Origin of the sequence: Rhizobium sp. CG5 (assembly GCF_023701945.1) — a bacterium.
GTDB lineage: Bacteria > Pseudomonadota > Alphaproteobacteria > Rhizobiales > Rhizobiaceae > Allorhizobium.
The window spans coordinates 222,393-241,158 of record NZ_JABAEF010000002.1; the positions used below are offsets into that span (position 1 = coordinate 222,393).

The 18,766-nt window shown below is 61.5% G+C and carries 16 protein-coding genes and 1 pseudogene; 10 read left to right on the forward strand and 7 right to left on the reverse strand.

The annotated features are described in order from the left end of the window. The first annotated feature begins 31 nt into the window (after positions 1-31). Together HGO38_RS04435 and HGO38_RS04440 are read left to right on the forward strand one after the other, a co-directional pair. Positions 32-2,248 carry an FAD-dependent oxidoreductase gene (locus tag HGO38_RS04435; RefSeq protein ID WP_250954712.1) on the forward strand — a complete coding sequence of 739 codons (2,217 nt, stop codon included), beginning with the start codon at positions 32-34 and terminating at the stop codon, positions 2,246-2,248. A gap of 249 nt (positions 2,249-2,497) precedes the next feature. Next, positions 2,498-3,223, forward strand: coding sequence for a pentapeptide repeat-containing protein (locus tag HGO38_RS04440; RefSeq protein ID WP_502941501.1), 726 nt, complete (start codon positions 2,498-2,500; stop codon positions 3,221-3,223). A 76-nt stretch (positions 3,224-3,299) separates the two neighbouring features. Here HGO38_RS04440 and HGO38_RS04445 read toward each other — a convergent pair whose 3' ends face one another. The 3 genes from HGO38_RS04445 to HGO38_RS04455 all read right to left on the reverse strand — a co-directional run bounded on the left by HGO38_RS04445 (position 3,300) and on the right by HGO38_RS04455 (position 6,279). Then, the gene (locus HGO38_RS04445) at positions 3,300-4,226 is read right to left on the reverse strand and encodes an MYG1 family protein (protein ID WP_250954714.1); all 927 of its coding nucleotides are present in this window, start codon (positions 4,224-4,226) and stop codon (positions 3,300-3,302) included. 167 nt (positions 4,227-4,393) lie between these two features. After that, positions 4,394-4,876: a transcription elongation factor GreA gene (greA, locus tag HGO38_RS04450; RefSeq protein ID WP_250954715.1), complete on the reverse strand. Its 483-nt coding sequence runs from the start codon at positions 4,874-4,876 to the stop codon at positions 4,394-4,396. 185 nt (positions 4,877-5,061) lie between these two features. Continuing rightward, positions 5,062-6,279 (reverse strand): MFS transporter, encoded by a 1,218-nt coding sequence (locus tag HGO38_RS04455; RefSeq protein WP_250954716.1) that lies wholly within the window; start codon positions 6,277-6,279, stop codon positions 5,062-5,064. Positions 6,280-6,378: 99 nt separating this feature from the next. Between HGO38_RS04455 and HGO38_RS04460 the strand changes: the two genes are divergently transcribed. From HGO38_RS04460 to HGO38_RS04475, 4 genes are all read left to right on the forward strand, one after another. Next, positions 6,379-7,281: a LysR substrate-binding domain-containing protein gene (locus HGO38_RS04460; RefSeq protein ID WP_250954717.1), complete on the forward strand. Its 903-nt coding sequence runs from the start codon at positions 6,379-6,381 to the stop codon at positions 7,279-7,281. A gap of 115 nt (positions 7,282-7,396) precedes the next feature. Further along, positions 7,397-7,912, forward strand: coding sequence for a ribonuclease H family protein (locus HGO38_RS04465; protein ID WP_250954718.1), 516 nt, complete (start codon positions 7,397-7,399; stop codon positions 7,910-7,912). Positions 7,913-7,986: 74 nt separating this feature from the next. Beyond that, complete coding sequence (locus HGO38_RS04470) at positions 7,987-8,943, forward strand: bile acid:sodium symporter family protein (protein ID WP_250954719.1); 957 nt, start codon at positions 7,987-7,989, stop codon at positions 8,941-8,943. Positions 8,944-9,082: 139 nt separating this feature from the next. After that, positions 9,083-9,466: a hypothetical protein gene (locus tag HGO38_RS04475; protein WP_250954720.1), complete on the forward strand. Its 384-nt coding sequence runs from the start codon at positions 9,083-9,085 to the stop codon at positions 9,464-9,466. 140 nt (positions 9,467-9,606) lie between these two features. On the opposite strand, the gene HGO38_RS04480 is transcribed toward HGO38_RS04475, so the two are convergent. Continuing rightward, positions 9,607-10,182 (reverse strand): hypothetical protein, encoded by a 576-nt coding sequence (locus HGO38_RS04480; RefSeq protein ID WP_250954721.1) that lies wholly within the window; start codon positions 10,180-10,182, stop codon positions 9,607-9,609. Positions 10,183-10,568: 386 nt separating this feature from the next. Between HGO38_RS04480 and HGO38_RS04485 the strand changes: the two are divergent. After that, positions 10,569-11,183, forward strand: a pseudogene (locus HGO38_RS04485) (IS5 family transposase); the annotation flags it as partial. Between the two features lie 155 nt (positions 11,184-11,338). On the opposite strand, the gene HGO38_RS04490 reads toward HGO38_RS04485, so the two are convergent. Beyond that, a complete protein-coding gene (locus tag HGO38_RS04490; protein ID WP_250954722.1) occupies positions 11,339-12,382 on the reverse strand; it encodes a glycerophosphodiester phosphodiesterase family protein in 1,044 nt (347 codons plus the stop codon). A 296-nt stretch (positions 12,383-12,678) separates the two neighbouring features. Between HGO38_RS04490 and HGO38_RS04495 the strand changes: the two genes are divergently transcribed. Both HGO38_RS04495 and HGO38_RS04500 read left to right on the forward strand, forming a co-directional pair. Further along, a complete protein-coding gene (locus HGO38_RS04495; RefSeq protein ID WP_168471324.1) occupies positions 12,679-12,888 on the forward strand; it encodes a cold-shock protein in 210 nt (69 codons plus the stop codon). Positions 12,889-13,054: 166 nt separating this feature from the next. Further along, positions 13,055-14,758 carry a GH32 C-terminal domain-containing protein gene (locus tag HGO38_RS04500; protein WP_250954723.1) on the forward strand — a complete coding sequence of 568 codons (1,704 nt, stop codon included), beginning with the start codon at positions 13,055-13,057 and terminating at the stop codon, positions 14,756-14,758. Between the two features lie 13 nt (positions 14,759-14,771). Here HGO38_RS04500 and HGO38_RS04505 read toward each other — a convergent pair whose 3' ends face one another. After that, positions 14,772-16,181, reverse strand: a complete 1,410-nt coding sequence (locus HGO38_RS04505; protein ID WP_250954724.1) for a bifunctional serine/threonine-protein kinase/universal stress protein — start codon at positions 16,179-16,181, stop codon at positions 14,772-14,774. Positions 16,182-16,219: 38 nt separating this feature from the next. Then, on the reverse strand, positions 16,220-16,960 hold the full coding sequence (locus HGO38_RS04510) for a metallophosphoesterase family protein (RefSeq protein ID WP_250954725.1): 741 nt from the start codon (positions 16,958-16,960) through the stop codon (positions 16,220-16,222). 283 nt (positions 16,961-17,243) lie between these two features. On the opposite strand from HGO38_RS04510, the gene HGO38_RS04515 reads away from it, so the two are divergent. Continuing rightward, positions 17,244-18,731, forward strand: coding sequence for a pyruvate kinase (locus HGO38_RS04515; protein WP_250954726.1), 1,488 nt, complete (start codon positions 17,244-17,246; stop codon positions 18,729-18,731). The last annotated feature ends 35 nt before the right edge of the window (positions 18,732-18,766 follow it).

Genomic DNA, 18,766 nt, shown 5'->3' on the forward strand with positions numbered 1-18,766 from the left:
CTACGAAATTCAAGGGAAGAGGAATCCCATTATGAGCACCTATAAGAACTTCAACGTTGATACCGACGCCGACGGCATCGCTCTCGTCACCTGGGACATGCCCGAGAAGTCGATGAACGTCTTCACCGTCGAGGTGATGGACGAGATCGAGGCGATCGTCGATGCCACCGTGGCCGATAGCGCCGTCAAGGGCGTGGTCTTTACCTCGGGCAAGTCGAGTTTCTCCGGCGGTGCCGATCTTACCATGATCAAGGGCATGTTCTCCATGCTGGAGGCGGAAAAGGTCAAGGATCCGGCCAATGCCGTGCAGAAGCTGTTCGACGCCGCCGGTCGCATGACCTGGCTGTGGCGCAAGATCGAGACCAATGGCAAGCCCTGGGTCTCGGCCATCAACGGCACCTGCATGGGCGGCGCGTTTGAACTGTCGCTGGCCTGCCACGGCCGCGTTGCGTCCAATGCCAAGTCGGTCAAGATCGCCCTGCCGGAAGTGAAAGTGGGCATCTTCCCCGGCGCCGGCGGCACCCAGCGCGTGCCGCGCCTGGCCAATGCCCAGGACGCCCTGCAGATGATGACCACCGGTTCGAGCCTGACGGCCAGCCGCGCCAAGGCGATGAACCTTGTGCATCAGGTGGTCGAGCCGGATCAGCTGATCCCGGCCGCCAAGCAGATGATCAAGGACGGCCTCAAGCCCGTCGCCCCCTGGGACGAAAAGGGCTTCAAGGTGCCCGGCGGCGGTATCTGGACGCCGGCCGCAGCCCAGCTCTGGCCGGCAGCGTCTGCCATCCTGCGCCGCGAGACATCGGGCAACTATCCGGCAGCTCTTGCCATCCTCAAATGCGTCTATGAAGGCCTGCAGGTGCCCTTCGACACCGGCCTCAGGATCGAGCAGCGGTATTTCACCCAGGTCGTGCAGACCACCGAGGCCTTCTCGATGATCCGCTCGCTGTTCGTTTCCATGCAGGAACTCGGCAAGGGTGCCCGCCGCCCGGCCGGCCAGCCCAAGACCCAGCTGAAGCATGTCGGCGTCGTCGGCGCCGGCTTCATGGGCGCCTCGATCGCCTATGTGACGGCCGCTGCCGGCATTCCCGTCACCCTGATCGACCGCGACATGGAGGCCGCCTCCAAGGGCAAGACCCATTCCGAGGGTCTGGTGGCCGGCGCCATCAGTAAGGGCAAGCTGACCAAGGAAGACGGCGAAAAGCTGCTGTCGCTGATCACCCCGTCGGATGATTACACTTCGCTCTCGACCGCCGATCTGGTCATCGAAGCCGTGTTCGAGGATCGCGACGTCAAGAAGGCGGTCATCGAGAAGGTCGAGGCGGTTCTGCCCGAGGGGGCCATTTTCGCCTCCAATACCTCGACCCTGCCGATCACAGGTCTGGCCGGTAATTCCAAACGCCCGGTCGATTTCATCGGCATCCACTTCTTCTCGCCGGTCGAGAAGATGATGCTGACCGAAGTCATCCTCGGCAAGCAGACCGGCGACAAGGCGCTGGCCGTCGCGCTCGATTATGTCGCGGCGATCAAAAAGACGCCGATCGTCGTCAACGACACCCGCGGCTTCTTCGTCAACCGTTGCGTGCTGCGCTACATGGCCGAAAGCTATGACATGTTGATCGAAGGCGTGCCGCCTGTGATGATCGAGAATGCCGCGAAATTCGCCGGCATGCCGGTTGGCCCGCTGTCGCTCAACGACGAGGTGGCCATCGACCTGTCCCTGAAGATCCTGAAAGCCACCGTCGCCGATCTCGGCGAACAGGCCGTCGATCCGCGCCACATGGAGCTGGTCTCTCGGCTGGTCGAAAAGGAAGAGCGTTTCGGCCGCAAGAACGGCAAGGGTTTTTATGATTACCCGCCGAAGCCGGCCAAAAAGTCGCTCTGGCCGGGCCTGAAGGATCTCTATCCGCAGAAGGCTGCGGACGAGGTCTCGATGAAGACCCTGCAGCAGCGTTTCCTGGCGACCATCGCGCTTGAGGCCGCCCGCACCGTCGAAGAAGGCATTGTGACCGATCCGCGCGAGGCCGATGTCGGCTCCATCCTCGGCTTCGGCTTTGCCCCCTATACCGGTGGGGCGCTCAGCTACATCGACGGCATGGGCGTGAAGACCTTCGTCGAGCTCTGCGAAAAGCTCTCAGCCTCCTACGGCCCCCATTTCAAGCCGACGCCGCTGCTGCGGGAAATGGCCGAAAAGGGCGAAACTTTCTATGGCCGCTTCGATCCCTACGGTCAGGTGGAAAAGGCGGCGTAAGTCAGAAGTTACGAATAAAGCAGGCCCTCCGGGGCCTGTTTTAAGGAGCGGATGCTTATTGCTCGCTGGCCCAGGTCAGGCTCTGTCAGGAATCCGTGAGGCCGTGAAAACCGCAATATGGAGGAATGTCGGATTTTTGGTTTCGGCCCGGCCATAAGCCCGATATGATGGCGCGGTACAATGGGCCCGGTACAATGGGCCAGGTACAATGGGATGGTGTCCTGCCGTTTTGGCAGGTGGGATCAAAAGATGCGTCCATCGATCACGACTTACAAAAAAGCATTTCGGCAAAGCGTCCTGATGCTGACGGCCTTCTTCGGATGCTCATGGCAACAGAGTTTGGCTGCGAATGAATGCCGCGTCTCGCCGACGCCGGGTATCAGCTGGCAGAATTGCGACAAGAAGCTACTGATGCTGAACGGCAGCGACCTCGGCGGCGCCAACCTCACCGGAGCCGATTTCACGTCAACCGATCTCAGGGACAGCAACCTGTCGGCTGCCAACTTCGAGGATGCCGTCCTGGTGCGGGCAAGCCTGGCGCGTTCCGTGGCCAAGGGCGCGAATTTTTCGGGCATCGAGGCATTCAGAACGGAATTCGGCAATCTGGATGCACAAGGCGCGGTTTTCGTGAACGCCGAATTGTCGCGGTCCAACTTCACCAAGGCCAAACTTGCCGATACGGATTTCAGAAAGGCCGATTTGGGCCGCTCGCAATTTGATAGGGCCGATGTTAGCGGCAGCCGCTTCTCGCTGGCCAATCTCGCGCGGACCGATTTCCGAGAGGCGATATTTGCCAAGCCGGTCGATTTCGACCGGGCCTTCATGTTCCTGACCCGCATAGAAGGCGTCGATCTTTCTGCGGCGACGGGATTGACCCAGTGGCAAATGGACATGGCCTGTGGAGACGACACCACCGTGCTGCCGACGGGTCTGACCAAGGCCGCAAGCTGGCCTTGCAAATTCCAGCAGGAATAGCAAAACCACGCGCGATCCGATCTCTACCGCTCGGTCCAGCAGCGGTGTTTAGGACCTCGTCAATCGCGGTGGACGGTCATCCCTTTGCAATGGCCTCATCGACAGCCAGTTCCGCCATGGCCAGCACGGCCTCGCGGGTCCGGGCGGCGGCGATGAAGCGGCCATTGTGGCAAAAGCTGGCGCCCTTGACGCCGCAGACCGCTTCGAGATCACCATTGGTCAGGCCGGCCCAGGCGGCCGGCAGGTCGGCGCGCACTTCGAACCCCTCGTCATTGCTGCGGATGGTGGTCAGGCACCAGTCCTTGTCGCGCGGGTGGATGACGAACAGCAACTGATCGGCTCCCGCCTTGACGACGGCCGAGCGGAACGGCATGCCGAGCGGCAGTTCCAGAATGCGCCCCGCACCAGCCTCGACGATCGCTTTGTGCACCAGCGCCTCGGCCCGCAGTTTGGCGGCACTGCCGGCAATCCGCGCCTCGACGAATGTGCGGGCGATGGCAAAAGCCGCGTGGAAGCCCCGCATCTCCGCCTCGGGATCGGTCTCGTCGAAAACGGGTTTCAGGGTTTCCAGCAGCGCCGACAGCGTCAGGCCGGCCAGCGGCCCGGCCGTGGCGGGGCTCAGCGCGCCATTGTCGACCAGATCGATCGGCAGCACGAAGCTGGCATCGAAGGAGGCATAGACGCTTTTGACATGCTCGGCGGGGACTGCCAGAGCGGCCAGATAATCGCGGCCATAATGCGCCCAGATCAATCCGAACGAACTATAGGGCTGGCCATCTGGGCGCAGCGGTGCGCCGCGCTGGTGGTGGTCGAAGATCCGCGCCTCGGGGTCATAGGCGCCGCCGACATCGTAGATAATCCGGTCGGCACCCGGCGTGATCCATTCCGGCGCCCGGCTGCGGACAATGCGCGCCTGCGGGAAAAGCCGGGTGAGGATGACGCTCGACAGCAATTCGTCGGCATGGAAGCCACCGGAATGGGTGACGAGAAAATCAGGGGTCATGCCGGAATGCGCCTTTTCGTTCGCGGGAGGTCTCTATGCGGTCCGCCCCAGATAGCCTTTGCCGGCCGCCATCTCAACCCGCCTTCGCCGGATTCCGGCACCTTGGCCATGCCATGTCTGACCGGCTTGCGGCCTCTTCGCTTGTGCAGGCGGTTGCCGGCTCTCCTTCAGGAGATCGCCACGATCTCCAACTCCCCGTCGCCGATCGTAACGACATCGCCCACCGCCTTGCCCATGATCGCCCGGGCCACCGGCGAAACATAGGACATCGATCCGGCCTTGGGATCGGCCTCGTCCTCGCCGACGATGCGATAGGTCTGCACGCGCCCGTCGTCGCGCTCGAATTTGACCGTGCTGCCAAAGGCGACCGTGTCGGTCGAGGTCGGCGCGGCCATCACCTGCGCCGAACCGACCCGTGCTGCAAAATAGCGCGTGTCGCGCAACGGATTGGCCGTCTGCCGCCGCCGCTCGTTGACGTCCTCGATCACGTTGGCCACCTCATAGGCCGACCGCGCCGCGCGCAACTGTTCCTCCAGCGCTTTCAGCCCCGCCTCGGTCACCAGGTTCGGATGCGGCGAAACCGGCCGATCCGGCAACATGGTCTCCGCCGCGGTCTCCGAACTCTCTTCCTTGGTAAAGGCAACACTCAACGCTTTGAACTTTCAAGTTGGTGGACAGGCAACTGACCGGCAATGGCCAAACGGGATCGTCAGCTTCGAGTCCCATGGTCTTAAACCCATATAGGATTGCTGGACAGTTGCGCCAACTCTATCGTGCTTGCGGCCATCGGTCGCTAAGCCAGCTTCGGCCCTTTGTCCTGACCCAGGCCTGGTCTTCATTCGGTCGATGCGCCTGGCTTCAGTTTCGAGACGCCGAAAGAGGAGATGACGGCGAGCAGGGCGATGGCCGCGGCCACATAGCCGATTTGGGGCAGGCCAAAGTGTTGGATGACGCTGCCGCCAATCACGGCGCCAAGGCCGATGCCGGCATTCGCCATGGACACGTTCAGGGTCCCCGCCAGTGCCTGGGCATGGGAGGCAGCCTTCATCACGCGGATCTGGCAGATCGGATAGAGCGCCGTATTGGCGATGCCCCAGGCGGCCAAGGCGAGGATCAGCCATGTCTGCGAGGTCGCAAAAGGCGTGGTTACCGCCATGCCGATGGCCAGGACCAGCGTGGCAAGGGCGGTTGCGAGCAGCGGTCCGCGATTGACCAGATAACCGCCGAGCCAGTTTCCAAGCAGACCAAGCACGCCAAAACCCATCAGCCACCAGCCAACCTGCGAGGCCGGGATCATTGCCACCCGCTCCAGCGTGTCGGCCAGATAGGTATAGGCCGTAAACATCGCGGTAAAGACCAGGACGGAAAGCCCCAGGTTTCCGAGAAAGAACGGGTCTTTCAGGATGCGCGCCTGCGTGCCGGCGCCGACTTTCTTCTGCGGCGCAATCGAGGGCATGAACAGGACGAGCAGGACGGCCATTAGCAGCGACAGCCCGGCCAGCAGCCAGAAGGTGCCGCGCCAGTCGATGGCGTCGGCGGCAAGCGTGCCAAGCGGGACGCCCAGCACCATGGCGGCGGCGATGCCCATGTAAACCTGCGCGACCGCCTTGCCGGAACGCTCTGGACCGACCAGGTCGCCGGCAGTTTCGCTGGCGGTTCCCCAGAATACCGGCAGCGCCAAAGCGGGGATGAAGCGGCCGAGACCCAGTATCCAGATATTCGGGGCAAGGGCGGCAAGCGCGTTGGATGCGGCAAAGATGGCCAGGATGATGACGAACAGCCGCTTGCGGTCGAGATGCGAGACAAGGGCGGTCAGAAAGGGTCCAGCCAGCATCACCGTGAAGGCAAACAGCGTGACCAACTGCCCGGCGGCCGACACGGAGATGTCAAGATCGCGGGCGAGGCCGGGCAGCATGCCGACGATAATGAATTCGGTCGTCACGATCACGAAGGCCGAGATTGCCAGCAATGTCACGGCCAGCCCGCTGCGAGGCACTGTCGCGCTTACAGCAGGGTTTGCGGATAGGGGTGTGTGATCGATGATGTCGGACATGGCTGCGCCTCGGGCGTTAACGGTTCCCGCGGACATAGCGCCTATTCATCGTGGAATTGATAGGCTAGAATTCCGAATATTACGGAGGATAAGTTCGCAATGGTGGAGCCCGTCGATAGCCTTGCATCGTTACGTGCTTTCGTGGCGTCTGCCGATGCCCGCAGTTTCAAGACCGCAGGGCAGGGCCTCGGCATATCCTCGTCTGCGGTCGGCAAGGCCATCGCCCGGCTGGAATCGCAGCTGGCAGTCACGCTGTTTCACCGCACCACCCGCACCATTTCGCTGACCGAGGCCGGTACTATCTTTCTGGCACGCGCCCGGCGCATGCTCGATGAGCTGCAGGCCGGTGAGGCGGAACTGGCCGAAGTTTCCGGCAGCCCGCGCGGCCGGCTCCGCGTCAGCCTGCCGCTGACAGGATCGCTGCTGACCAATGCGCTGGCGGCCTTTGCGGCCGAACATCCCCTGGTGGAGCTGGATCTTGATTACAGCGACCGCCTCGTTGACGTGATCGAGGAAGGGTTCGACGTCGTCATCCGCACCGGGGAAACAGGTGATTCCCGCCTGCTGCACAAGACGCTCGGCCATTTCGAATGGCGGCTCGTGGCCGCTCCGACCTATGTGGCCGCCCACGGTCTGCCAACGGGGCCTCAAGATTTGTCGCACCACGTCTGTCTGCGACAGAAGCTCTTGTCGGGCCGCATCGCCGCCTGGCCGCTGCGATCGGCGCCCGGATTGAATGTCCCGGTCAGCCTCACCGCGAGCGTCATCGATCCCTTGCTTGATCTGACCCTCCGCGGTGCCGGCATCGGATGCTTCCCGCAATTCCTGGTGCGCGATGGGCTCGCCAATGGCGCGCTTGTTCCTGTTCTGGAGGGCGAGTTGGAGCAGGCGGGCGTCCTGACGATGCTCTGGCCCGCCAGCCGATTTCGGGTGCCCAAGGTGCGGGCCTTCGTGGATTATGTCGGTCGGCATGTTAAAGCCGATGTCGGCAGCGTGGCTTGAGAGCCGGGACTTTGCAGACGTGGTATCGTGCGCCTCTGACAGGAGAATTCCGTTTGCGCCTGAGCAGACATCGCTCCAGTCTTGACCCCGCCCGCAGACAGTTTCGAGTGTTTCCATGCCCGCCACCCCCGTTATCCCCGTCTCAGCATTGAACGTCTTCACCGACGGCACCTTTGACCCCGCCTCCGGCCACGGCGGCTGGTCCTTTGTCGCCTGTCGCGGCGACCTGGAGATCACCTTCGACCACGGCGGCGTGCCGCAAACCTCCAACAATGCGATGGAACTGATGGCGCTGCTTAAAGCAGCGCGCTGGCTCCATCAGTCGGCCGGGGCTGAGCCGGCGGTGCTCTGGACCGATTCCCTCTATGTCGTGGAGGGCTGCAACCGCCTGAGACCGATCTGGCGCAACAATGGCTGGACGGTGATCTCAGCCAATGCCCATCGCCGCCGCCGCTCGATCCCAGATCGGGACCTGTGGCAGGCGGTTGATGTCGAGCTTGGCCGAAATCCCCTGATCACGGTCGCCTGGTGCAAGGGCCATTCAGGCCTTGTCGGCAATGAGCGCGCCGATGCGCTGGCCGAAACCGCCCGCCTGTCGATGGCGAAAATCCGCAGCATACGTACCGGTTGAACGGATCCATGACTTGACAGAGATAGCAGCACGCCTAAACCGCGCGACATATAATGTCGTCAAGGAGTGGTATTTTGAAAGTCTTGGCCAATTTTTCGGCCTTCGTCGGTAAGACCTTTGCCGTCTGGGTCATCCTGTTTGCCGTGCTTGGCTTCTTTTTTCCCGACACGTTCAAGCAGATCGCCCCGTGGATCGTCACGCTGCTGGCCATCATCATGTTCGGCATGGGGCTGACCATTTCCGTCGATGACTTTCGCGAAGTGGTCAAGCGGCCCTTGGATGTGGCGATCGGCGTCGTCTCGCAATTCGTCATCATGCCGCTTCTGGCCGTGCTTTTGACGATGATCGTGCCCATGCCGCCGGAAGTCGCCGCCGGCGTCATTCTGGTCGGCTGCTGCCCCGGCGGCACCTCGTCGAATGTCATGACCTATCTGAGCAAAGGCGATGTCGCCCTGTCGGTCGCCTGCACCAGCGTCACCACGCTGGCAGCACCGCTGGTCACGCCCTTCCTGGTCTGGCTGTTTGCCAGCCAGTATTTGCCGGTCGATGCCATGGCCATGTTCATCAGCATCGTCAAGGTCGTGCTGGTGCCGCTGGCCCTTGGCTTTGCCCTGCAGAAACTGCTGCCCAATCTGGTGCGCGCCGCGGTGCCCGCTTTGCCGCTGGTCAGCGTCATCGGCATCGTGCTGATCGTCTCCGCCGTCGTCGGCGCCAGCAAGGGCGCCATTGCCCAGTCCGGCCTGACGATCTTTGCCGTCGTCGTCCTGCACAATGGCCTGGGCTATCTGCTCGGCTTCTTCGCCGCCCGGGCCTGCGGCCTGTCGCTTTCCAAGCGCAAGGCGATCGCCATTGAGGTCGGCATGCAGAACAGCGGCCTGGGCGCGGCTCTCGCGAATGCCTATTTCTCGCCGGTCGCCGCCGTGCCCAGCGCCATCTTCAGCGTCTGGCACAACATTTCCGGCGCGCTTCTGGCCAACTGGTTCGCATCCCGCGTCGATGGGGCTGAAAAGACGGTTGCCAGCAAGGCGTGAAAGGATAGACTCAAAGCTTCAGTCTGAAAAAATGCTCGATGTGCTGAGTCTCGTTTTAAACTCCATCAAACTGAACGCTTACGGAGCGTCTGAACGGTTTGTTGGATACTTCGAAAGGGCAGGGAAATACAGTCCTGGAATGGCTGAAATTGCTAGCGATTTATTCTGCGAGTTTCATGCAGGATCGTTTCACGAAATCTCTATGCTTTCGTCTTTGCATGTAAATTCTGATGCAGTTGGCCATAGCGGCGACATTCTTGAAGATGAGCGGGATTTGGCTCTTGTGAAACCGCCGATATCCGCAGGGCGAATCAGAAGCTTCAGCTATAATGAAATGTTTGTTCAAGACTACGGATCGGAGCAATATGAAGCGGCGATCGAAGTGGCTTACAAGGATTTTAGAGTTTTCCGTGTCGGCGAGTTTGAGCCCTTGGACCTCCGAAACCTCCTCATTTCCAGGCTACTGGTTTACGGGATACGTGGGCACTGCTTCTTAGTTTTCGAGAAGCTCGGTTTGGCATAATATCCCAGTGACGACATAGGTTTTGGGGTAGTCGGCCTACGGGAAGATTATGCATTTTTCCAATGCCCACGAGTTTTTACGACAAGCGGACAAACTTAATGACTTCCGTTCTGTTATTGAAAGATAGAGAACCAGAAAGTCTAAGGGCTTGATCCAAAACGAGTTGAATAGAATGAGCCAGTTGTGATTCCTTCGAATTTGCTCTCTAGAAGCTTTGCAAGTCCGACAACACGCTTCGCTCGCGCAGAGAGTACCGGATTATGAAGCCAAGAGTTCTTTCCGGGAGCGCTCAGCAATCTGTATGCCCCCTCCATAGTGGACGCGACCTCCAGATACGGTAGCCCAATCTCAATAAACGCGTCCAATATACCAGTGGTCACAGAATCCAGGTCATCGATTGTGGCCACATGCCAGCGCATTTGTCCGACACCCGCAATATTTCCCAATTCTGCACCCAAAGAGTTCGTCAAGCTTTTATCTTTTTTCGAGATAAAATTGTCGTTCTCGTTTGCCAATTCTTCAAGTTTATGAAATCTGACCGCTACATCTGCAGTTACGTCAAAATCACTCTTATGATTGATAAAGGCAAGGTGAAACCGACTTATTCCGCCGGGGAATTCTCGCTTGAATGACTGCCCAATTGCTTTTCGATCAAAGCCAAATTCACCAACTCGATTTCCAATTCCGTTCAACAGAGCCTGTCGAATTTCTTTCATCGTCAATCCTCCATAGTCACGCTCGATCGTCTCGAATAAGATGTGTGCCCTTGTATCGCACCCGGAGCATTTTTACCGACTATTGTTCCACCTTGCGCTGAGATAGCTGCGTCCTTCGCGAGTTGTATAGGATTTTTCATACCACAACCACAGTTCACTTCGCGCGCTATAATCGTACCAGTGGGGTGTTGCGACGAGGTGATCTCCGACCCGTCTGCCGAGTGGTGTCCTGACGTAAGCCCGAACGCCAAAGTATTGGATATCCCTCGTTCAAGAGATCCTTCGCAGCTCTAAGAGCCTGACCGATAAAGAGTTGAGTCAAATCAGCCAGTTGGGACTCCTTCGATTTTGCTTAAGATTCGATGGAGACCGCCATGGGCTGGACTGTTGTGAACGCACTGCTTTATATCGCGTCGACCGGATGACAATGGCAGATGCTGCCGAAAAGATTTTCCACCTTATTCATCCGTACAGGGTTACTTCTGCGAGTGGCGGGCGACTGGCTTGTAGCTGCGGGTCAACCATCATCTCGTCATGGAGACGCGAGAACTGGAAGGGAAGGAAGCCGTCGCCGACGGCAGGGGTGATAGACCGCCAGAGTGTCAAAACGACCAAAAGCGGGGGGGATTGCGGGCTATGACGCGGGCAAGAAGATTAAAGGCCGCAAACGCTATCTGACGGTGGGGCTCGTCGTTCACGGTGCTGACATTCAATACCGCGATGGAGCAGCGGCGGCTCTCAAAATACCGGTCCGAAAATGGGGGGCGCATTGCACAAGGTCGCGAAGTTCGCGCTCGAGATCGTCACGTGAACCGGCAAAGCAAAGGGCTTCGAAGTGCTGCCGCGTCGCTGGGCCGCCGAGCGCACATTCGCTTGGCTTGGCAGATGCAGGCGACTTGTTAAGGATTGAGAGAAATCAGTTGCTTCCGCTGAAGCCCTGGACGCTCATCGCCCACATCTGCATCCTCACCCGAAGGCTCGCAAGGTACCATGCCTATTGAACTCTTATCGAGTCACGCTCTAAGGTTTCGCGAGGTGGGATCGGTTGGCGGCCACATTCCAAGTCAGCGCGCGACATCGTGGATTGCCTTCAGCGCTGTTTGAGAAACTAACCAAATGGTTCGCCAGGCATTCGCCAGCCCGCCCGGCAACCTCGTCATTGGGTCAGCCCATAGGGCAGGCGGTGGCCGTTGGCCTCCAGCCAATCGATCAGCGCGCGGGGCTCGTCGGTCTGGATGATGGTGGCGCCGTGGTTGATCCAGAAGCCGTAGACGTCGTCGGGACGCCCGACGGCAAAGGCCAGTCCGTCGCCGCGCCCGCCGGCCACCATGCCCTCGGGCCGGTCGGTGATCGGGTAGGTGTTGATCCACATGTGCCAGCCGCCCTTTAGCGCCGCAACTTGCGCCGCGGTCGAAAACAGCGGTCCGCCAGCCTCCGTCATCGGTTGGCCGGCCTGGCGCTGCCAGACGATCAGTTCTGCTGCCGGCGCGTCGAAGGCGGCGGTGACCTTGGCCATAAAGCCGGCGTCCCGCACCGCATCGTCGGCGAAAATCGGCATGAAGGCGATATCCCGATCGATACCGGCCAGCGCGCTTTGCGTTTCGGCCAGTCTCTGCTCGTTCCAGATCGCATGCTTCAGCAGGATGCCGTCCGCCATCCCAAGGCTGCGGGCAAGGTTGGCGATCTCCGGCAGGTCGGCGGCCTCCAGCTTGTTGTCGATATTGACCAGGATCCGCCCCTTGGCATGGGACAGCATCTCGGCAAGCGTCGGCACGCTTTCATCGGTGACGCGCCGCTCGCCTTCGACCACCAGCCGGCAGGTTTTCAGCTCAGCCAGGGTCCGGGCGCTGACCGCGCCTTGGCAAGTGGTGGTGCGGTCCAGCGTCGCATCATGCAGGATCACCAGCACCCCGTCGGCCGATCGCCGCACGTCCAGTTCGACGGCGTCCACGCCAAGCGCCACGGCCGCGTCGATGGCGTCCAGCGAATTCTCAGCCCGCAGCACTTGGCCATGGTCCTTCCAGCCGGCCCGGTGCGCCACCACCATCACATGGCCGCGCCACTGGTTGGCATGGGTCAGCCGCGTCCGGATCAGCGCTGCCCGGCTGTTTTCGGGCGTCGAGGCATTGCCGGCCAGCGAGGGAAAAAGCACCAGCATGGCGGTCAGCACGCTGGCAAGGATCGGCATGGTCAGGCGCATCGGCGGCATCTCCAGGATCCGTTTGCATCCGGTGGCGATAGCTGATTTGCTTGACGGGTCGATGAAAGTGGCATGACGGGACGATGACAGGTGGCACCAGGGGCGGCCCCCTCTTGCCGTTTGCGCCTTGCCATAGACACAATTGCCGGGTACATGCTGCAGCATCGATCTTGCTAGATGAACTTTGTTTCGGCTTACCGCTGTAACTGGCGAACTTCCTCAAAATCGGTTTTCACCGCGGCGATGGGTCTCCCCAAAACTGCAACTTCTATGAACGATTTTAAAAGGATATCGTCATGAGCACTGGTACCGTAAAGTGGTTTAACGCAACCAAGGGCTTCGGCTTCATTCAGCCGGACGACGGCGCTGCCGACGTTTTTGTTCACATCTCTGCCGTTGAGCGCGCTGGCATGCGCGACCTGAAGGATGGCCAGAAGCTCTCCTTCGAACTGGTCCGCGACAACAAGTCCGGCAAGATGTCTGCAGACCGCCTCCAGGCCGTCTAATACAGATTATCTCCAGATCGTGACCACGGATGTACCGGCACGGTTTTGTAGAGATTGAGGGAAGGTCGGGTTTGCCCGGCCTTTTTTTATGGGTTTTTTCAAGTGCTGGGCCTTTCCTGGCCGCATTCGCGCTCTAGGCTTGTCGGGGTAGACACAAGGAAAGCCGATGCCCGACACAGCCCATAAGCAAGACAGCCAGCGCGTCATTCATGCCGATCTGCCGGTCAACACCACGCTGCACATCTGGCTGAAGGCCATGTTGCCCGGCATTCAAGGGTCGCTTTCCTTCTTCAGCGCCAATGGCAAGTTCGGCGAGGTTCTGGCCACCAATACCGAGGAATACGACTTCCGCATCTACCATGTGTTCGGTGGCGGTCATATCGAGCTGCAGTATGACAGCGACGTCACCGCGGTTTCGGTTGCCTACTGGTTCACCCCCGCCGACGTGCTGGAAACCGGCATCACCGTGCTGCACACCAATCCCGGCAATGCGCCGCCGCGCCTGACCGACGGCTATCATTTTCGCCCGCCGTTTGGCTGGATGAACGATCCGAACGGCTTTGGCCGGTTCGGCGGGCGGCCGCATCTGTTCTACCAGCATTACTCCCACGGCCTGACCTGGAACACCATGCACTGGGGCCATGCCGTTTCGTCGGATTACCTGCGCTGGCGCCACCTGCCGATCTTCCTCTTCCCCTCCGAGGATCTGAGCGCCCGGCCCGACAAGCGCGGCGGTGCCTTTTCCGGCTCGGCCATTGCCCTGCCCAACGGCCCCGGCATCCGGGTCTTCTTCACCGAGCAACAGAAGGATCGCCAGCCGGAGGAGCAGATCCAGATGAGTGCGACCTCGGCCGATCTCTTCAGCGCCGGCCAGGCGGAGATCATTCTGCCGCAGCGGCCGGACGGCGAGGGCCTGACGCTCGATTTCCGCGATCCGTACGTGATGAAGGGACCCGATGGCCTGTGGAAAATGCTGCTCGGCAGCCAGAGCGATGAAGGGGGGGTGATCCTGCTCTACGAGAGCGAGGACCGAACAGCCGCCGGTGGCTGGACCTATGTCGGCAAGCTGCTGGTCGATACGCGCCACAAGACGACGGCGCTCGAATGCCCCTGCCTGCTGCCGCTCGACGGCCCGCTTACCAGCCCGTCGACCCGCTGGGTGCTGATCTATGGCCTGATGAACAGCGAGGACATCAGGACCGGCCGCAAGAACCTCACCATGGCGGAAGTCGGCTGGTTCGACGGCAAGACCTTTGCCAAGGAATTCGAGCAGGAGCTGGATTTCGGCACCGACAACTACGCCTTCCAGGCCTTCATGGATGGAGATGTGCCGATCGGCATCGGCTGGTTGGCCAATTGGGCGGATGCCGGCCATACCATCGACTTCCCGACGGCCATGACCCTGCCGCGCACCTTGCGCTTTGCCGATGGCGCGCTGCTGACACCGCCGATCGGGGCTGCCGAAAGCCTGCGCAGCCATAGTCTCGACCGCACGCGTCTGGCCAGCGGCCAGACGGTGACGCTGCTGAATGGCGCCGTCGAGATTCTCTTCGAGCTTCAGGAAGCCGGAGCCGGCTTTGAACTGCTGCTCGATCATCCCGACGTCCAACTCGCCGTCGTGCTGGACGAAGCGGGTCTGTCCATTCGCCATGAGAAGGAAGGGGAGGTGTCGCCCCGCTATATTGCCGAGGGCGCCCGGCCGCGACGCATTCGTATCTTCCTCGACTACGGATCGATCGAGGTCTTTGCCGATCACGGCCGCTGGGTCGGTACCAAGCGCATTGCCGGCTTCGAACCGGTTCGCTCCGCCCGGCTGATCGCCGCCCCCGGCGTGGTGACACATGCAACGGTGTGGGCCTTGCGGCCTTAGGGATCGGCGGGGTTCAGTCGTTCGACGCCGGTTGTCGCACCCGCACCACCGTGACCGTGCAGGGCGCGTGCCCGGCCACTTCGCCGGACACGCTGCCGAGCAGCGTGCGCATGGCGGAATTGGCGCGCGCGCCCATGACGATGTGATCGACCAGGTTGTCGCGCGCATGGGTGAGGATGGCCTGGGCCGGAGACACCGCTTCGATCACATGGTAGGTCGCGCAGCCCTCTGCCAGTTTCAACGGCTCCGCCCAGTGCTTCAACTGCACCAGACCGGACACATGCTTGTTGTTGCCGCTGGCGTCGAGATCGCTATCCAGTTTGAGCAGGGCGGTTTTCAGCACGTTGACACAGGCGACACGGGCATCGGGGGTCTTCTCGATGATCCGGCTGACGGTCAATCGCAGCGCTTCGGCAAGCTCGGACGAGCCGTCGCCGAGATCGATGGCGACCATGACGATCGGTGCCCTCGACAAGAGCATCGTGCCGGCCTGGGGCCGGATCATCTCGATCGGCTCAGGGTCGAACCGACGCTTCATCACGGGCACCCAGCCGTCGCGCTTCAGCTTTTCCGCGCGCGGCGACAGCGCCACCTTGGAGAGATCCTGCAGGTCCATGGCCAGTTGCGCGGCGGTCGGATAGCGCCGCGCCGGGTTGACCTCCAGGCAGCGCAGGATCACCTCCTGGAATGCCTTGGACAGCTCGGGTCGGCGCGCCCGTGGCGGCACGGGATCGCGCCACAGGCGGCGCTTCAGTCCTTTCATGCGTTGCGGATCGCCGAAGGGTCGAGTGCCGGTGGCAAAGAAATACATCAGCACACCGAGCGCAAAAATATCGCTGCGAAAATCGCTGCGGACGCCGAGGATCTGCTCGGGCGCCATATAGGGGGCCGTGCCGTAGGGCAGGCGGAATTCCTCGCTCATGAGATCCGGCAGGTGCAGGTGCCGCGCCAGTCCATAATCGACCAGCACGGCCTCGTCGCTGTCGCGAAACAGGATGTTGGAAGGCTTGATATCGAGATGCACAACATCCTGGCGGTGCAGATCGGCAAGGGCCGTGGCAATCCGGGCGCCCAGCCTTGCCACTTCATCGGCGTCGAGCGGCAGTTTCTCGAGCAAGGGATAGAGCGATCGTCCGGAAAGACGCTCGAAAACGATATAGGGCTGGCGGGCGAAATCGCCATTGGCGACGAAACGCGGCACATGCCGCCCCGAAAGTTTTGGGAGAATCATCTGCTCCATCTCGAAGCCGACGATCATCGCCGGATCGGTGCCGTCGCCCATGTCCGGAACCTTCATCAGCATCGGAAAGTCGATATCCGGCCGTGTCACGGCATAGAGCCGCGACATGCCGCCGCGATGGGCCAGCTCGCCGATCGTGAAGCCATCGATCACGCTGCCGGGATGCAGAGTGGTTCTCGCCATGTCCTACTTCCCCCCAAGTCCTGCTTGCCCCTCAAATCCTACTTCCCCTTGAACAGCCGGGCCGCCAGCTTTTCCGGCAGGTCGGCCGCCCGGATGCTCGCCGCCGCCGCCTCGATGTCATAGGCCGCCCGAAGAAAGCAGAGCTCGCCTGTGTCGGTATCGAGCATCGCAAAGGCCGCGGCGGGATTGCCGTCTCGCGGCTGGCCTACCGAACCCATCACCGCCAGCCAGCGCCGCTGCGGCAAAAGCGGTATGCCCGTCGCCGAATGGGGAGCAAAAGCCGTCACTTTGCCGGCGGGAGCGAGTGCATAAAGGGCCGGCACATGGACATGGCCGCAAAAGCTCACCGAGGCCTGGCAGGCCCGGAAATGCGCCGCGGCGTCCTCGGCGTCGGTGACATAGCGAAATTTCTGCGGTGCGGAGGCGTCGGCATGCACATAGAGCCGGTCCTCGTCCCGGACTTCAAGCGGCAGCCCCTTGAGAAAGGCCTTCTCGCTCGGCGAAAGCACGCCCGCAGTCCAATCGATGGCCGCGCGGGCCGTTTCGTTGAGGGAAATAAGCGGATCGTCCACCGCCTGGTCATGGTTGCCGCGAATGACGACGGCCCCCTGTTCGGCCAGCGCCATGCAGGTCTGCACGCACCAGCCGGGATCGCCGCCATAGCCGACGATATCGCCGAGAATGACGTAACGCGATGCGCCGCGCTGGCTGGCCTGTGCAAGGACAGCCTCGAACGCCTGACGGTTTGCGTGGATATCGGATAGGACAGCGATCCGCATGGCCCCTCCCTGGCGTCGAATGCTTGAAACGGCAGTCTAGGCGCTAATCCGACAGCGCGCTATTGGCCGGAAGGCGAAGATGCCGCAGGGCTCCGTAACAAAAGACGCGGGGCCGTCGCTGCCGCGAAATGCTATTGTCCGCAAAGGACGATGCGCCGTCACGCTGCCGTTACGTCGCTGCTTTAAGCGTGCCTGTTTGAAGCCCTACCGGCCAGAACCGCGATCGGTGCATTGCAGCCTTCGCCGGAGCGCGATTGTCACGAGTAATGACGGAGTGCGAATCATGAACAAACTGGATGTGCCGACAAGTGCCGAAAAGGCCTCCGATCTGCTGGACGAGATCGTGCAGTTGCGGGCGACCGTTGTCGCGAAGGCGCAGGTCCTGCTGGACGAGTTCGACGGTGACAAGCGACCTGTCGATCCGGCCGTCGAAAACCTCGCCCATTACCTCGCCTTGCGCCATCAGGATCTGCGGATCCTGCAGCGTCGCCTGATGGTTCTCGGCCTGTCGTCGCTCGGCCGCCTGGAGGGTCGCGTCCTGCCGACGCTCGATGCGGTGATTGCAGCGCTGGCGGCTCTGGCAGGCCGCGAAAGCCCCATGCCCATGCCGACCGAAGGTGCATTCTTCAAGGGCGAGGCCCGCCTGCAGGAGGCTTCTGAGGCGCTGTTTGCTGCACCCCGCGCCCATCGTCGCACCCGCATCATGGTGACCCTGCCGAGCGAGGCTGCGGATAAACCGGATTTCATTCTGGATCTCGCCGCCAAGGGCATGGACATTGCCCGTATCAACTGCGCCCATGATGGGCCGGACGCTTGGCGCGCCATGTCTGCACATGTGCGTTCAGCGGCCCATGTGCTTGGCCGCGATTTGAAAGTCCTGATGGATATTGCCGGCCCGAAGATCCGCACCGGCGTCGTGGAACTTCCCGATAAAAAGGCGCGCCTGGCGGTCGGTGACCGAGTCCGGCTTGTCGCCTCCGGCCTGCCGCGAACCTGCAGCGAGGTGCGGTTTTCGGCCGGCGTGTCCCTGCCGGAAATGGTGACGCGCCTCTCGGTCGGCGATCGGCTGCGCTATGACGACGGCAAGCTCGAAGGCGTTGTCGACAGCATCGCTGACGGCGAGGCGGTGATCCTGATCACCAAGGCCAAATCGGGCGGCGCCAAGCTGAAGCCGGAAAAGGGCATCAACCTGCCCGACACCGCGCTTGGCCTGTCGCCCCTGACCGCCAAGGACGAGACGGACCTGCCGACCGTCATCGAATGCGCCGACATGGTCGGCTATTCCTTCGTCAGCCACCCCGACGATATCGATCTGCTCGACGCAGCGCTGGCGCGCCATGGAGCGTCGAGCCGGCCGCTGGGCCTGGTTGCCAAGATCGAACAGCCGGAAGCCGTAAGCAATCTGCCGGCCCTGATTGCCCGCGCCCGCAAACGTGGCCCGTTTGCCGTGATGATCGCTCGCGGCGATCTGGCCGCCGAGATCGGTTTCGAGCGACTTGCCGAAATGCAGGAGGAAATCCTGTGGATCTGCGAGGCCGCTTCCGTTCCGGCCATCTGGGCCACACAGGTGCTGGAGGATCTGGTGCGCGACGGTATTCCATCGCGCGGCGAAATGACCGATGCAGCCATGGCCAGCCGGGCGGAGTGCGTGATGCTCAACAAGGGGCCTTCCGTCGGTCAGGCCGTCGAACTGCTGGACCGCCTGCTGGGCCGTATGGACGAGCATGTCGTCAAGAAAACACCGACCCTGCGGGCCCTGAAGTCCTGGTAACCCACTGATCCGCGGGCGTTTGGCGCCCGCGGCTG

Coding starts and splice junctions, on each gene's coding strand:
- HGO38_RS04475 (WP_250954720.1), top strand. CDS start 9,083: ATGGCTGAAATTGCTAGCGATTTATTCTGCGAGTTTCATGCAGGATCG.
- HGO38_RS04500 (WP_250954723.1), top strand. CDS start 13,055: ATGCCCGACACAGCCCATAAGCAAGACAGCCAGCGCGTCATTCATGCC.
- HGO38_RS04505 (WP_250954724.1), bottom strand. CDS start 16,181: ATGGCGAGAACCACTCTGCATCCCGGCAGCGTGATCGATGGCTTCACG.
- HGO38_RS04480 (WP_250954721.1), bottom strand. CDS start 10,182: ATGAAAGAAATTCGACAGGCTCTGTTGAACGGAATTGGAAATCGAGTT.
- HGO38_RS04445 (WP_250954714.1), bottom strand. CDS start 4,226: ATGACCCCTGATTTTCTCGTCACCCATTCCGGTGGCTTCCATGCCGAC.
- HGO38_RS04460 (WP_250954717.1), top strand. CDS start 6,379: ATGGTGGAGCCCGTCGATAGCCTTGCATCGTTACGTGCTTTCGTGGCG.
- HGO38_RS04510 (WP_250954725.1), bottom strand. CDS start 16,960: ATGCGGATCGCTGTCCTATCCGATATCCACGCAAACCGTCAGGCGTTC.
- HGO38_RS04490 (WP_250954722.1), bottom strand. CDS start 12,382: ATGCGCCTGACCATGCCGATCCTTGCCAGCGTGCTGACCGCCATGCTG.
- HGO38_RS04495 (WP_168471324.1), top strand. CDS start 12,679: ATGAGCACTGGTACCGTAAAGTGGTTTAACGCAACCAAGGGCTTCGGC.
- HGO38_RS04435 (WP_250954712.1), top strand. CDS start 32: ATGAGCACCTATAAGAACTTCAACGTTGATACCGACGCCGACGGCATC.
- HGO38_RS04465 (WP_250954718.1), top strand. CDS start 7,397: ATGCCCGCCACCCCCGTTATCCCCGTCTCAGCATTGAACGTCTTCACC.
- HGO38_RS04455 (WP_250954716.1), bottom strand. CDS start 6,279: ATGTCCGACATCATCGATCACACACCCCTATCCGCAAACCCTGCTGTA.
- HGO38_RS04515 (WP_250954726.1), top strand. CDS start 17,244: ATGAACAAACTGGATGTGCCGACAAGTGCCGAAAAGGCCTCCGATCTG.
- HGO38_RS04440 (WP_502941501.1), top strand. CDS start 2,498: ATGCGTCCATCGATCACGACTTACAAAAAAGCATTTCGGCAAAGCGTC.